Consider the following 15501-nt stretch of genomic DNA (forward strand, 5'->3'; position numbering starts at 1 on the left):
CTTTAATTCATAGTTGTTTGTTCTTTGAACCAAGAAGCGATTTTTTTTCGTCCTGCAATTCTTGATTTCGTTTCATCATTTCTAAATGCAGCCGTTCATCCTTGGAATCAGTAATGAATTGATTATTCAGTTTGATTTGCTGATCAATTTGAAATAGAAGAAAGTTTTTTATTGTTTCAAGTGCATGATCGAGTGTATCTTTTTCAATTTTGCCGTTATAAGAAAGTTCATCCCACTTTTTACTTATAGATTCATCGGCAAGAGTTAATTCAAAAATAAATTCTTGTAACTCTTCATCTTCAATTTTATCAATCAAATATGCAGGAGAAAATTTCTGCTCATTGAACCCGTCTTGAACAATCTCGGCAAGTTTTCTTAGGCTATGATTATTATAATTTTCAATGGAAATTTTATTGAGAATGTGAGAAATAATTTCTTCTTCACCGCTGTAAAGTAAGCGGATTAATTCTTTCTCGTAAGGATTTTCGTCGGCTGATTTTGAAGATAATGCAAGTTGTGATTGAGTTTGCTGAACTGCGTTTCTTTGTTCGGGACGTGCTGTTGAAGCAGTGCTCTTTTCTTTTTGCTGCTGTAAAAATGTGTTTAATTCCGACTCAATCAATTTTTCGCGTAAATTAAATCGCTTGGCGATGGCTTTCATTAAAAGATTCCGTTTTAATTCATCACCGACCAAAGCTAAAGTCTTCACAAGCTCGCGAATTGCTTTTGTCATTTCAGCCGGGTCTTCGAACAAACCTTGTTCTTCAAACTGTGCAGTTTGATATTCTAAGAAGTTATTTGCACGCGATACTTCTTCTTCAAATTTTTCTTTACCGTATTTGATGATATATGAATCCGGATCTTCGCCTTTCGGTAATGCAATAACTTTCACTTCAAAATCTTGCTTTAGTAATATTTCAATACTTCTAAGCGATGCTTTTTGTCCTGCCGGATCGGCATCAAAAAGAATTATAATATTTTTAGTGAATCGGGAAAGAAGCTGAACTTGTTCTTCTGTTAAAGATGTACCGGAAGATGCAACTACATTTTTTACTCCGGCTTGATACAAGGAAATCAAATCCATATATCCTTCAACAAGAATTGCGCGGTCTAATTTTCTTATATCGTCTTTGGAGTGGAACAATCCGTACAGAGATCGTCTCTTAGAATAAATTTGTGATTCAGGTGAGTTTAGATACTTAGCGGCATTCTCTTGATTTTCTAAAATTCGTCCGCCGAATGCAATTACTCTTCCGTTTGGTGAGAAGATTGGAAATATTATACGTCCGCGGAATTTATCGTAATACTCGCCTTTATCGTTGATGTCAATCAGCCCAAGAAGTTTTGCTTTAGCAAGATCAACTTTATTTTCTTTAGCGTGAGAAAGAAAATTATCCCATCCGAACGGAGCGTAACCGATCCCAAATGTTTTTTGTGTCGGCTGTTTGATGTTCCTTCTTTTTAAATATTCCCGAGCTTCTTCGCCGTCGGTACTTTTCAATAAATTTTCGAAAAAGAATCTCGCAGCAAGAACATTTAATTCATATAGTTCTTCAAGTTCATTCTGTTGTGAATCGGAAGGATGGCTTTCATAATCTATCTTTATTCCGAGGTGTTCGGCTATTTCTTCAACAGCTTCAACAAAAGAAATATTTTTTAATTCCATTAAGAACTTAAAAACATTTCCTCCCGCTCCGCAGCCGAAGCAATGATAGATCTGTTTATTTTCGCTTACAGTAAATGATGGAGTTTTTTCTTGATGGAATGGACATAACCCAACAAAGTTTTTTCCACGCTTCCGCAAATGAACGTGACCGGAAATAAGATCCACAATATCAGCGGAGTTTCTTATTTCTTCGATCTTTTGTTCGGGAATACGCATGTTTATAAGTTTTTGCCTTCGTGGTGAACTTTATACAAACGAAATTAGAAATTTATTCCGTCAAACCAAACTTCCATAAGATTGCCGATCAAAATTTATATTTGTATTTTGATTACTGAAACAAGAAAGAGTTAAATTTTTGATTAAGAAAAGTGTTTTATTAATCCTTCCGGCACAAAAATTCAACGAAGAAGAATATCTAATTATTACCAATGCTCTCGAAAGAGCCGATATTAAAATATTCATTGCATCGGATTCATACTCACTCTGTATCGGTTCAAACGGATTAAAAGTTAAAAATGATGTCCAGCTTTATAACATTCACGAAAGTAATTTTGGCGGATTAATACTTATCGGCGGAAGCGGTATGAGAAATTATTGGAACGATCCAGTTATTCAATCAACTGCTCAAAAATTTTCTAAAAGTAAAAAGCCGATCGGCGCAATCTGCAGTGCAGCAATTATTTTAGCTAAAGCCGGAATACTTTCCGAATGTGCTACTTGCCATTCGGATGATAGGAAGGAACTTGAAAAACAAGGCGTTGATTATAAAGATTCACCTGTTGTTATACAGAAAAATATTATTACAGCACAAAATCCCCCGGCCGCCCCTGAGTTCATCAAAACATTTTTATACGAACTTGCAAAAACAAATTAGAACTTCTCGCCATTTATTCTTGTTAGTTATGTTGTATCATGATTGAAAAAATTACGAAATATTGTAATAGTCTAACTCAATATTCCCGCTACAAAACACGCGAGGTTTTTATCGGCGATGTCCCTCTCGGCGCAAACAATCCGATCCGAATACAATCAATGACTACGACAGATACTATGAATACTATCGCAACCGTTGAACAATCTATAAGAATGATTAAAGAAGGTTGTGAGTATGTCCGCATCACGGCGCCAAGCATCAACGAAGCGGAAAATCTTCGCAACATTAAAAATGAATTACACAAGCGTGGATATAACACACCTCTTATTGCTGATATTCATTTCACTCCTAATGCCGCTGAGCTTGCAGCTCGTATTGTTGAAAAGGTAAGAGTGAATCCGGGCAATTATGCAGATAAGAAAAAATTTCAAGTTATTGAATACACAGATGCAGAATATAATTCCGAGCTTGATCGAATAAGAGAAAAATTTTCTCCGCTGGTAAAAATTTGTAAAGAGTACGGAACTGCAATGCGTATCGGAACTAATCATGGTTCGTTATCAGATCGTATTATGAGCCGTTACGGAGATACACCGTATGGAATGGTTGAATCTGCTTTAGAATTTTTACGAATATGTGAAGACTTAGATTATCATAACATTGTCTTGTCAATGAAGTCCAGTAATCCTCAGGTAATGGTTCAGGCTTACCGTTTGCTGATTCAAAGAATGGAATCTGAAAACATGAATTACCCATTACACCTTGGTGTAACAGAAGCAGGCGATGGTGAAGATGGAAGAATTAAATCTGCTCTTGGAATCGGAACATTACTCGAAGATGGAATTGGTGATACAATCCGCGTTTCATTAACAGAAGAGCCGGAGTTTGAAGTGCCGGTTGCAATTTCTTTGACGCAGAGATATAAAGGAAGAGAAAGCCATTCACAAATAATTTCAATTGATGAAATACCTAAAGATCCATACACTTACCAAAGAAGAGAAACGTTTGAGGTTGCCGGAATCGGCGGCGTAAGTGTTCCAAAAGTAATTTCGGATTTCAGTGAAGAAAGAATTATCAACTACAAAGATTTAACTCAAATCGGTTTTATTTATGATCCGAGAACAGATAAATGGAACATGACCGATCAGGCAAGCGATCTTTTATTCATAGGCAATAATGATTTACATTTTGAACCGCCGACCACTCTAAAAGTTATTTACAATTATGAAAAATTGTCAACGCTCGAAGATCAAACAAAAGGATTTCCTTTCTATTCATCCATTGAACAATACAAGTCTGTCGGGAATAAATCATTTATTCTAAATTTTGTTGAAATGAATCAGCAGTCAGCTTTCAGCGATCTGCTTTCAGTAATAGCAAATGATCAACCGGTTGTTTTAGTTTTATCAACAGATAATCTTCACGGTATGGCTGAACAGCGCCGTGTTTTTTTTGAGTTGATGCTTAGAAACATAAAAAATCCGGTTATCATAAAAAGATCTTATGAAAAAATGGACGAAGATACTTTCCGTTTATATGCATCAACAGATTTTGGTTCTTTGCTTATAGATGGCTTTGGCGATGGTGTCTGGTTAACCGGGAAAGATCAATCGAACAATAATTTCGAAAAAGAATTTATCAATAGAACGTGCTTTGGAATTCTTCAAGCCGCGAGAACAAGAATTTCTAAAACAGAATACATCGCATGCCCTTCTTGCGGAAGAACTTTATTTGATCTCGTTGAGGTAACAAACAAAATTCGTAAACGGACCGAGCATTTAAAAGGTGTTAAAATTGCAATTATGGGTTGTATAGTAAACGGACCAGGAGAAATGGCGGATGCGGATTTCGGATATGTTGGTTCCGGAACCAATAAAATAACGCTATACCGCGGCAAAGATATTGTGCGTAGAAATGTGAATTCTGAAAATGCTGTAGATGAATTAATTGAAATTATTCGTGAAAAAGGGAGCTGGATAGAACCAGCTAAAATTTGACGCTATATATTAGTTTGAATCTTATATGCGTTTATGGTATATTTTGTGTGCAAATATGAGAAAATTTTTAATCAAATCAGGCAAAAGAAAGAACACAGAACTTTTAAATAGAGGATTCTGATTACCAAATGCACTCACAATATCATGAGTGCATTTTTTTTATATATGATAGTTGGAGATTTGACAAAATATCTGGATGATTGGGCACCGCCTGGAGCCGCTTGGGAGAAGGACAACGTTGGACTTCAAATTGGCTCAAGGAGGCAAAAAATCAAAAGCATCATGCTCTGTCTTGAGCTTAATGATGAAGTCCTAAAAGAATCCCTTCAAAAAAAATGTAACTTTATATTTACCCACCATCCTCTCATATTCAAACCAATAAAAAAATTAGATACTGAAAATAATTCTTTAGCAGAACTGATTGAAAAATTGTTCAAGCATAACATCAGCGTTTATTCTGCCCACACAAACTTCGATTCCATAAAAGACGGTGTATCATTCGAACTTGCTAAAGTTTTAAAATTAAAGAATATTCGATTCCTACAAAATGAAGAGAACAATCAATTCAAAGTAGTTACATTTATTCCTGCAACGAGCTTAGATAAAATTTCTGAAGCAATATTTTCGGCAGGTGGAGGAATAATCGGCGAGTATGAAAATTGCAGCTTTAGATCTTCCGGAGAAGGAACATTTAAGGGATCTCCTAAATCTAATCCACAAGTCGGGAAGAAAAATCGTTTTGAAAATGTGAATGAAATTCGACTGGAAGTTATAGTAGATTCTTGGAAATTAAATAAAGTGATTTCTGCAATTTTAAAAACTCATCCTTATGAGGAACCAGCATATGATATTTATTCTCTAAAAAATAAAAATGTAAATTATGGCACCGGTGCAATCGGTGAACTTGAAGAAGGAATGAATGAAAATAAATTTTTATCGTTCGTTTCAAAATCGTTAAAAACAAAAGTATTGAAATATTGCGAAGGAACGGGGAAAGCAATTAAAAAAGTTGCCGTCTGCGGTGGATCTGGTTCCGAACTATTGATAAAAACTATTTCAGAAGGAGCGGATGCTTTTGTAACTGCAGATATAAAATATCATACTTATCAAGAAGCCGAAAGAAAAATTTTGTTGATTGATGCCGGTCATTATGAAACTGAAATTATTTCACTAAAAGCTGCTCAACAAGTAATTAATAGTTTTATTCCAAAAAGCAACGGTATAAAAATTTTAAAATATTCGGGCAGTACCAACCCGGTCAAATTTTATAAACAATAAGGAGTCCACTTTGATAGAAAAGCTCTCGGTTCTCTACGAACTTCAATTGATCGATAACCAACTCGATGAACTTGAAGAATTGCGCGGTGACCTTCCCGCAGCAGTTAATGATCTGAAATTTCAGATCAATACTATTGATGAGCAAATTGAAACTAAAGAAGCTGAAAAGAAAGGCTCTATCAATAAACGCAAACAGAATGATGAAGATGTTGACCGGATTAAAGCCAATCTTAAAAAGTTCAAATCCCAGCTTTACCAGGTCCGCAATAACAAAGAGTATGACGCTCTTACAAAAGAAATTGATCATAGCGAGGCACAAATTACAAAATTTGAGGCGGAAAGTTCTGCGCTTGAAGATCTTGTTCAGAAATTGAAAAAAGAAATTAGTGAAGTTGAACCGCAGCTCGATACTCTTTCAAAAGATTTGAAGGAGAAAGAAACGGAACTAAAACAAATCATCAAAGCTAATGAACGCGAAGAAGCTCGGTTAAAAGATAAACGCGATAAGGTTGCAACAAAAGTCCGCAAACCAGATTACAATACATACAGCAGAATCCGTAAAGCTCTTGGCGGAAAAGCTGTAGTTACAATTATAAGAGCAGCGTGTTCCGGGTGTCATAATGTGGTACCCCCGCAGCGACAGCTTGAGATCAAATCGAGCAAGAGATTATTTTCTTGTGAATCATGCGGCAGAATATTAGTATCACCCGATGTTGCTGCTGAAGTTGAAAAGAAAATTAAGTTTTAGCTTATATAATTAAAGACCCCGACCTAGTCGGGGTTTTTTCTATCCTAATTATTTTTTCTATTGGAATTTTATTCTCTTCGCTTAAATCCAGGAAAGCATTAATCAAATAAACAAACTTGAACTTTTGAATATCATTTAATCTAATCTCTTCTTCTTGAATAATGCCATTAGCAATAAGCTTTGCTCTTTTAGTTCCTTTTAGTAGAGGTGATGAAGGCGTGAAATATTTTGTTCCGTCAAAAAAAACAACATTTGAAAAACTCGTATCAGTTACAAATCCGTTTTTGATAATTAATATTTCATCAGCTTTAGATTTTGTAAGATGATCTTCAAATATGGTTCTGTTTTCAAATTTAAGGGAATAAGTAATTTCATTATCATGTACAATTTGTAAGCAATTTATTTTTTCCTTGTTGTATTTCTGAAAGTCTACGCTAATAATTTCTTGGGAATAAATAACACGGCATTTGTAAAGTTCATTTGATAAATCATCCGGTAATAAAATGATCTGGCTAAGATCAATTTGATCTTTTGCATTCAAGAGTTCAGCACGTGAGTTATTCATCCGAACATTATGGTATTCGATATTATACAATCTCTTGTTATATACTTTTATACTTTCAATTAATCGGGACATAAACTTTATCTATTAATTCTTGGTATTCAGATTTAGCATCACTCAAAAAAGTAATTCCCCCACCGCTCTTGTAGAAATATTTTTCATCTTCCCTTTCAATGAATCGTATCATAACAGCGCTATCTAGAACCGAACCGTCATAGTACCCAAAAATACCGGTGTAGAAACCTCTTGAATATATTTCCGCTTCTCTTATTATCTCAACAGTTTTTTTCTTTGGGGCACCGCTAATAGAACCTGCGGGAAGTAAAGTAAATATCATTTCGCCTATTTTAGTGTTGTAATGTTCTTTTAGTGTTCCAGTTATTTTTGAACTTACCTGCAATAATGATTTATCATTCGTAACTATTTTTTCGACATACCGGTATTTCTCAACTTGCACATTACTTGAGATTATACTTAAATCGTTCCTTATCAAATCAATAATTGTATTATGTTCTGCCGTTTCTTTTTTATCGCTAAGAATAATTTCTTCAGCATTAGGAATCGAACTATCTATAGTTCCTTTCATGGGATATGATGAAATAGTGTTTCCTTCTATTCTTATAAACGATTCCGGTGAGAATACAATGAATTTGTTTTTATAAAACAATTTATATTTTGCGTTACTTAACAAAAACATCTCTTTCAGTGTAAGATTCGTTTTTATCTCGGTCGGAAAAGTTAGGTTGAGAAGATAGGTGTTGCCGTCTCGAATTTGTTTTAATACTTTGTCAAACGATTTTTTGTAAGTTTCGAACGGAACTGGATATTTTTCAAATTGAATATTTTTGTCCGGGAGTAATGTTACTTCGTAATTTTTTCTCCCGTTAATATTGAAGAGAATCTCCAATGGATTTATTTCATTCAGTTTAATGATTTGCGGTTCAAGCATATCAAAATCAATAATGAATAGAAAAGGAATTTTATTCTTCCCATATTCATTCATTGTTTCTAGTGCAAGTGATTTATTAATGTTCATATTTTAAAGATAATGAATAGCAAAATATTAATAATAGATAATTACGATTCCTTCACATTTAATTTAAGACAAATCGTTGAAGAATTTCATTACGATTATACTATTATTAAAAATGACGAACTTACTCTAGATGAGATAGATAAATTTTCAAAAATATTAATCTCACCCGGACCAGGAATTCCCGCACAAGCCGGACTTGTGAAAGAAGTTATCAAACAATTTGCTTCTTCAAAAAGCATTTTGGGAATTTGTCTCGGTCATCAAGCAATAGCTGAGGTATTCGGCGGAAAACTTTATAACTTTTCAGATGTCTGCCACGGCATTTCAACTAATGTAAAAGTAATTGATTCGGATGATTACTTATTCAGTAGTATTCCGCAAAATTTTGATGCCGGATTGTACCATTCATGGGCTGTCTCTAAAAATAATTTCCCGGATTGCTTAAAAATCACTTCGGTCAGTAAAGATGATGTAATTATGTCCCTCTCACACATTGAATATGATGTTAGGGGTGTTCAATTCCATCCTGAATCGATTATGACGAAATACGGCGGACAACTAATACAGAACTGGTTACAGCGTTGAACTCCTCATTTTTTGATAGTAATTCCTTATCGTTATCTATCGGCATTCCCCGAAAAATTGAAGACAATGCTTTTTAAAAAATCTTTATCCCAAATTTCTTTCACAACGCCTTCCTTCAGCCAGTATATTCGAGGCGGTGATTGCCCAATCAAATTAAAAAATTGGTTGACATCAATCATCTTATAGGGGAGATCATAATTTGTTATTACTTTAAATGAATCCACCGAAATGCTTCCCTCACTAAAAAACAAAGTATATATCTCCGGGAACCATTTCATTTTTTTCTTCATGCCGGCCAAATCTCTTGCGAGAAATTGACAATGATCGCATTCGGTATTCATTATCGCAATCAATTTATCACCACGGGAAAGATCTACTCTCCCCGGTCCCACAAAATTAATGTACTCGGCAAATTTGAAATCCTTTTGAGATTTTACAGGAACAGTAATAAAGACCATAGCAACAGAAAGAATTATTATCAGTGGTGCTGCTAAATAATTTTTTTCCTCATCACTCCATCTGAGAAGTAAAACGAGCAGACTCATCAATACAATATTTTTAATTATTGATTCAAGCGGAGACATTTTTATCATTTCGCCAAAGCATCCGCAGTTCTGTGTGTCTTTTAATATGAATCCGGTGTAAGCTAAATATCCGGTGAAAATAAGAAGAAAAATAATTGCCGCGGGTATAACAATCGTTTTTAAGGAATACGGCAGGATGAGTAAAATACCTAAAGCGAATTCAAAACCAATTAACACCCGGACAATTATTGTCGCTGTTTCGCGTGTGGAAACAATTCCATGATCAACTAAAATTATTTCTGTTAAACCGGGCGAAATAAATTTTGCATATGCTGAAAAAAGAAATATTGCTCCAATTACAATTCTAAGGGCTAAAGCAATTTTATTTTTCATATAAATTTACTTATATCAGTTAAAAAGAAACAATGGTTATACTTTGTCATCCCAATCTTCTAGTAATATTCGATAGCGGTAGGCTCCGCAAACTGTTATTACCATTGCAGTTTCAGATACTTCTACTTTTATCCGCCGTGATCACCAATCATCAGCCACTTGTCGCCTTGCTTCAATAAAATATCAGTCCACCGGCCTGAACTGCTTGTTGTTTTACCTTCATTCTCCTTTTCAATCATTTTAAAATAGTAATGAACGAAAGCATAATTGCCATAGATTTGAATTGCGACCGGTGTGATATCGTAAACGAGAATTTTAGAATTCTCCATACTGTATTCAAGAAATTTTCCATGAGATTTTTTTGTGGTTGGCATGGCACTGCTGTTTGACCAGCCGCGATAATCCGTATGAATGTAGGATTGAAATCCATCGAAATCGCCTTTAGCAAAAAGTGCCCAATAGGCTTCTACATTTTTCCAAACCTCTTTTTGTGCGGATGACCATTCCTGCGCGGCGAGAGGCGATGCTTGAATCAAAAACATGTATATAACTACAATCGTGATAGAAAAATTTTTAAAATGTTTCATTTTATATTATCTCCTTCTCGAAATTGTCTTTAAATTATCTTTTTCCTTCTTACAACATAACTACACATTAACTATAGACGAACCACTTGTTTAAGCAAGAATTTCTTTTATTGCAGAAGGAAGATTTTCAATCGGTATAATATCTATCGAGTTTTTAATCTTAATGGATTTAAAATTATTTGAGGGAATAACAACTTTTTTAAAACCAAGTTTTGCGGCTTCTTGAATTCTCTTATCAATATTACTTACGCTTCTTACTTCACCGCCAAGGCCGACCTCACCAATAACAACCGTATCATTATTTGCAAACTTATTAGTAAAGTTTGATGCGATTGCACAGCATACAGCAAGGTCAACAGCCGGTTCATCAATCCTAATTCCACCAGCAATATTTAGAAAAACATTTTGAGCCGATAACCGAAGGTTAGCTCTTTTTTCTAGTACAGCTAGAAGAATTGAAAGTCTGCGGTAATCAAATCCCGTTGCAACTCGCTGAGGATTTCCATACGAAGAAGGTGTAACTAATGCCTGCACCTCAAGAAGGATTGGACGTGTGCCTTCAATACTGGAAGTTACAACTGAACCGGTAATTTCTTTTTCGCGCTCGCTTAAAAATATTTCGCTCGGATTTTTAACTTCATGCAATCCGTCATCATTCATTTCAAAAATGCCAATCTCATTTGTACTGCCGAAACGATTTTTCTGTGCACGCAATATTCTGTACGAATAACTTCTTTCTCCTTCAAATTGTAAAACAGTATCAACAATATGTTCAAGAACTTTTGGTCCTGCAATCGCGCCATCTTTCGTAACATGTCCGACAAGTATTATCGCACAATGTTTTTTCTTAGCAAGCTGCATCAACTCGGAAGTACATTCACGGATTTGTGTAATGGTCCCTGGAGGATTATCAAAATCCGGTTTATATGTTGTTTGTATTGAATCAACTATCACGACATCCGGTGCATATTTTTCAATTGCATTCAATATAATATCAAGGTCTGTTTCCGTTAGGACAGAAATTTTTTCTGAGTGTGATTTTAATCTTTTTGCGCGGAGATTGATTTGATTTGCAGATTCTTCACCGGTTACATATAAAACTTCGCCGTTAATTTTTGCCGCTGCCTGCATAACTAAGGTTGATTTACCAATACCCGGATCACCTCCGAGCAATACAACAGAACCGGGCATTAATCCGCCGCCAAGTACGCGGTCAAACTCAACTATATTGGTTTTTATTCTTTCTTCGTCTTGTTCAGTGATTGTGTTCAATTTAGAAATATTTAATTCACCTCTGTATTTCTTTTTGCCAGATTTTTTTTCTTCGATCAATTCTTCTGTAAATGTATTCCAGCTATCGCACGTAGGACATTTACCAAGCCATCTTAATGATTCATGCCCGCAACTTGAACAAATATATTTTATTCTACTCTTTGCCATTACAATCCTGTACGCTGAATGAATTTTTGTATTACATGATCTTTACTGTTTAGTACTTCCTCATACGTTCCGGTAAAATAAATTTTCCCTTCGTGCATCATTGCAATTACATCCGCGGTGTTCTTTACGCTAAACATATCATGTGTTACAATAATTGAAGTAACATTAAGTTTCTCATTTAATGATTTGATCAGCTCATCTATGGAATCAGACATTATCGGGTCAAGTCCTGTTGTGGGTTCATCATACAAAATATAATCCGGGTTTGTTACTAATGCGCGTGCAAGTCCGACACGTTTTTTCATTCCGCCGGAAAGCTCCGAGGGTTTAAATTTTTGTGTCCCGGGTAAACCAACAAGCTCAAGTTTTTCTGCAACTATTGTTTGAATTTTTTCTTTTGAATAACCAAAATTATTCTCGACTAAAGCAAGAGCAACATTTTCTTCAACGGACATAGAATCAAAAAGAGCACCGCCTTGAAACAAATATCCAAACCGGCGGCGAACTTCATAAAGTTCTTTTCGATCCAGTTCATTAACAATCTTACCTTCAAATTTTATAAATCCTTCATCAGGAAATAATAGACCAACAATATGTTTTAAGAGAACACTTTTTCCGCAACCGCTTCTACCAATTACGGCAAGTGATTCCCCCTCTTTAATATTTAGATTGATCCCGCGTAAAACGTGATTGCTTCCAAAACTTTTGTGAAGATTGTTAATTTCTATCATGGTGTGCAGAAACCTGTTAATGTCTTAAGTGAATATATAAAAGAAAAGAATTCAATTCGACCTCGTGAGTTCGTTCAATATTATATGTACAAAAATAACAAAGCCCGATTAGTATTTGTAATCGGGCTTCATTCACTTAATAATAACTTATGATTACGGATTCAACCCGGTATGGCACTCGGCACAAGACATTTCTTTCCAAGAATCTCCAGCTTCTTCGCCGGGATGTTTGAATTGTAGGAAAGAATTAACAGAAGAAAGTTCTAGTTTATCCGGTGGTCCCTGTGCATTTATACTATGACAAAGATTGCAATCTTTCTTTATCAATCTACCTTGCGGAGCCGCGTGATTATCATTATGACACCGGAAGCATCCCATAAATTCCATGTGCCCGATATTATTCGGGTAAACACTCCACTTAACTTTCATTTCGGGAAAAATATTTTTCTTATATGCTTCTTGAATTCCGCTTACAGCTCTATCAATCAAATATTTTTTATTGGCGTAAATCTCCGGATATTTTTCTTTATAAAATGAATTGATCTTGTTCTTAATAACAATCATTGCTGTATCAGTTGTTGAATAATCGGTACCTAAAATATCCATTGCTTTAGATTTGATCGAAGGAAGTTCTTTCGGAATAGACCCGGCAGTGATTGCATTGTTAATAAAAAATGCGGGCGGTTGATAATTATGAGATGGGCGGTTATGGCAATCCATACAATCCATTACGCGAGTTGCCATCGTATCAAGTGCTTTCGTACCTGCGCTTTCATTCTTATCTTGATAAATAAAAACTTCACCAGTTTTTAAGTTGGTATATCTAACCCAAGGAATTTTATCTCTCTTTTCATCTGAAGATTTATATTCGATTCTCACATTTGGATTTATGTGCCAGTGAATTCCTTCTTGCAGACCTAAAGCGCTTAACGGCGCACCGATCTTCATTGTTAACGTAACATCCCACTCAGTATTTTTTTCATCTGCTAGATAATGTTTTTGTGTTACTAGTTTTCTTGAATAAAATTTTTGAGGCCAATGGCATTGTTCACATGTTTCGCGTGCCGGGCGTAAATTTGATATTGGAGTTTCTATCGGTCTTGGAACAGTGCCTAACGTAACGGCATATACTTGATATAAACCGGAAAGTTTGGATCTCACATACCAATCGGCACCCTCACCAACATGACAGGCAACGCAAGCGACTTTAGCATGGGGAGAATTTTGATATGCGGTATATTCAGGCTGCATAACACTGTGACAAAGTTTACCGCAAAACTCAACCGACTCTGTGTAATGAAACGCTTCATAACTGCCAAAAGCAGTAAGAAAAAGAAAAATTGTTGTTCCTATTGCAAAGATGAAGAATGCATGTCTGTGGTGAATATCATTTAAATTAACTTGCGGCCATTGAGTAGGAGGAAGAAGATGTTTTTTTCTATCACGTCGAACTTTCAAGAACATTCCAGTTGGAATTAGTATCAGTCCAAAAGCCAAAAATCCCGGAAGAATAATATATACTACCAATCCTAAGTAAGTTCCTCCTCCGGATGTGAAGGTTATTACAAATAAAAAGATTATCATAAAAAGACTGATCAATGCAATAGTTGCGCCAATAAGAGAAACCCAGTTCTGAGTTGAATGAGGTAATTTTAATTTCATTACTTGCCTTATATATTAATGGTTCATTGATGTCTTTAAAACGATATCACTTCCGAAAATTAATTAGAGCGAGATGGAATTCCAACTTATAATTATTGGAATACTTCAACTTCACACGGTAGGAAAATATTTTCTTTAGTTATGAAGCTTTTTTCTCTTTATCCTTAATTTTAAAATACAGTGCAATAACAAAAACCAAAAAAGCTAAAGTAGCTATAGCAAATCCATTTCTTCTAGTAGAATAGTCGTCAATTTCTTTTTGAGCCAACAGAGACGCTTTATTTGAAAATTCAATTCCTTCTTTTGTTTTATCGCCAACCTTAGCTGAATCAAAAGTATGAATCAAAGTCCTGGATTGAATCAATGCCTGTTTTGCATCTTGAAGCTGGAACCCGATTTCTACATCGTTCATTCCTTTTTGTCTAACTTCCAAATATTTTGCGTTAGCTGCATCGTATTCATTTTTCAATTGAGTAAGTGATGAATATATTTTTTTAGAAACTGCAAAACCTTTATCGCCCTCAGTATGGCAATCAATACACTTTGAATCTTTTCCTACACCAATCATTTCATCGTTTGGTTTTTGAACACCATGATTTCCATGGCATTGCTCACATCCGTGAAAATCTTGTTCTTCAAATGCTTTTGCCATTCTTGTGGCGTTGAAAAATTCCATATTGCTAACGTGGCATGTTCCGCATACATGCGAGATAGATTTAAGTCCAGGAGGAGTAGCGCCATGATTACCATGACAATCATTACAAGCCGGCGCACTAATATCTTTATTTTTAAGCAAAGCAATACCATGTACACTTTTTGAATATTCTTCCAACTGATTTACAGGAATATTATAATTTTTCATCAGAGTGGAATTACCGTGACATTTGTTACAAGTATTCGGAACGTTTAATGCATATACGGATGAACGCGGATCTTTTGCGGGAAGAATTGAATGTGCTGTGTGGCAGCTGGAACATTCGGCAACATTCTCGTCTCCAGCCAATAGTTTTTTGCCGTGAACACTTGTGTAATATTGTTCAACTTGATCTGTAGCGATTCTCGGCTGATATACTCTCATAATATTAATATTCGAATGACACTTTCCACAAAATTTTGGAATGTCTTTTCTTTTTGGTGTGCCAACAAAACCTTTCGATGGGCTCATTGCAATATCTTGATCATCACTATTTGGATCCCCGCCATGGCATGAGGAACAGGAAAGATTTGCGTGGCGATGAATATCATTTTCAGTAAAATCTTTGGGTAGGTTTTCTATTTCCTTATGGCATGCAAAACATTGATCTACTTTAGTACCTTGTTTAGTTTTGTCGCCTTTCTTTTCACTGAGAACGAAACCAAATAGGAACAAGATTGTTATTGCATATATTGATAAATAAAAAAATCTTTTTCTCATATCG

Annotated in this window: 14 protein-coding genes; 5 read left to right on the plus strand and 9 right to left on the minus strand. The window is 35.2% G+C overall.

Going from position 1 to position 15501, the window contains the following annotated elements; all coding sequences use genetic code 11:
- Positions 1 to 7 precede the first annotated feature (7 nt).
- Positions 8 to 1882, minus strand: coding sequence for a DNA primase (gene dnaG / locus NTZ27_08845; GenBank protein ID MCX6174842.1), 1875 nt, complete (start codon positions 1880 to 1882; stop codon positions 8 to 10).
- A 139-nt stretch (positions 1883 to 2021) separates the two neighbouring features.
- Here dnaG and NTZ27_08850 point away from each other — a divergent pair, with 139 nt between their 5' ends.
- The 4 genes from NTZ27_08850 to NTZ27_08865 all read left to right on the plus strand — a co-directional run bounded on the left by NTZ27_08850 (position 2022) and on the right by NTZ27_08865 (position 6563).
- Positions 2022 to 2540 (plus strand): DJ-1/PfpI family protein, encoded by a 519-nt coding sequence (locus NTZ27_08850; protein MCX6174843.1) that lies wholly within the window; start codon positions 2022 to 2024, stop codon positions 2538 to 2540.
- Positions 2541 to 2578: 38 nt separating this feature from the next.
- A complete protein-coding gene (gene ispG, locus NTZ27_08855) occupies positions 2579 to 4537 on the plus strand; it encodes a (E)-4-hydroxy-3-methylbut-2-enyl-diphosphate synthase (GenBank protein ID MCX6174844.1) in 1959 nt (652 codons plus the stop codon).
- A 180-nt stretch (positions 4538 to 4717) separates the two neighbouring features.
- On the plus strand, positions 4718 to 5815 hold the full coding sequence (locus NTZ27_08860) for a Nif3-like dinuclear metal center hexameric protein (GenBank protein ID MCX6174845.1): 1098 nt from the start codon (positions 4718 to 4720) through the stop codon (positions 5813 to 5815).
- Positions 5816 to 5825: 10 nt separating this feature from the next.
- Entirely contained in the window at positions 5826 to 6563 is a 738-nt protein-coding gene (locus NTZ27_08865; GenBank protein MCX6174846.1) for a C4-type zinc ribbon domain-containing protein, read from the plus strand.
- 1 nt (position 6564) lies between these two features.
- Here the strand turns inward: NTZ27_08865 and NTZ27_08870 are convergent, their stop codons facing one another.
- Positions 6565 to 7200, minus strand: coding sequence for an aminotransferase class IV (locus NTZ27_08870; GenBank protein MCX6174847.1), 636 nt, complete (start codon positions 7198 to 7200; stop codon positions 6565 to 6567).
- Positions 7184 to 8161, minus strand: a complete 978-nt coding sequence (locus NTZ27_08875; GenBank protein ID MCX6174848.1) for an aminodeoxychorismate synthase component I — start codon at positions 8159 to 8161, stop codon at positions 7184 to 7186. The genes NTZ27_08870 and NTZ27_08875 overlap by 17 nt, the downstream gene beginning before the upstream one ends.
- Positions 8162 to 8173: 12 nt before the next feature.
- On the opposite strand from NTZ27_08875, the gene NTZ27_08880 reads away from it, so the two are divergent.
- Entirely contained in the window at positions 8174 to 8746 is a 573-nt protein-coding gene (locus tag NTZ27_08880; protein MCX6174849.1) for an aminodeoxychorismate/anthranilate synthase component II, read from the plus strand.
- A 32-nt stretch (positions 8747 to 8778) separates the two neighbouring features.
- Here NTZ27_08880 and NTZ27_08885 read toward each other — a convergent pair whose 3' ends face one another.
- From NTZ27_08885 to NTZ27_08910, 6 genes are all read right to left on the minus strand, one after another.
- Complete coding sequence (locus NTZ27_08885; GenBank protein MCX6174850.1) at positions 8779 to 9663, minus strand: hypothetical protein; 885 nt, start codon at positions 9661 to 9663, stop codon at positions 8779 to 8781.
- A gap of 128 nt (positions 9664 to 9791) precedes the next feature.
- The gene (locus NTZ27_08890; protein ID MCX6174851.1) at positions 9792 to 10250 is read right to left on the minus strand and encodes a nuclear transport factor 2 family protein; all 459 of its coding nucleotides are present in this window, start codon (positions 10248 to 10250) and stop codon (positions 9792 to 9794) included.
- Positions 10251 to 10340: 90 nt separating this feature from the next.
- The gene (gene radA / locus NTZ27_08895; GenBank protein MCX6174852.1) at positions 10341 to 11690 is read right to left on the minus strand and encodes a DNA repair protein RadA; all 1350 of its coding nucleotides are present in this window, start codon (positions 11688 to 11690) and stop codon (positions 10341 to 10343) included.
- Positions 11690 to 12421 (minus strand): ABC transporter ATP-binding protein, encoded by a 732-nt coding sequence (locus tag NTZ27_08900; GenBank protein ID MCX6174853.1) that lies wholly within the window; start codon positions 12419 to 12421, stop codon positions 11690 to 11692. The genes radA and NTZ27_08900 overlap by 1 nt, the downstream gene beginning before the upstream one ends.
- Before the next feature lie 153 nt (positions 12422 to 12574).
- Positions 12575 to 14083, minus strand: coding sequence for a NapC/NirT family cytochrome c (locus NTZ27_08905; protein ID MCX6174854.1), 1509 nt, complete (start codon positions 14081 to 14083; stop codon positions 12575 to 12577).
- Between the two features lie 139 nt (positions 14084 to 14222).
- Positions 14223 to 15497, minus strand: a complete 1275-nt coding sequence (locus NTZ27_08910; GenBank protein ID MCX6174855.1) for a cytochrome c3 family protein — start codon at positions 15495 to 15497, stop codon at positions 14223 to 14225.
- Between the last annotated feature and the right edge of the window lie 4 nt (positions 15498 to 15501).

This window comes from Ignavibacteriales bacterium, assembly GCA_026390775.1.
Classification (GTDB): domain Bacteria; phylum Bacteroidota; class Ignavibacteria; order Ignavibacteriales; family Melioribacteraceae; genus Fen-1258.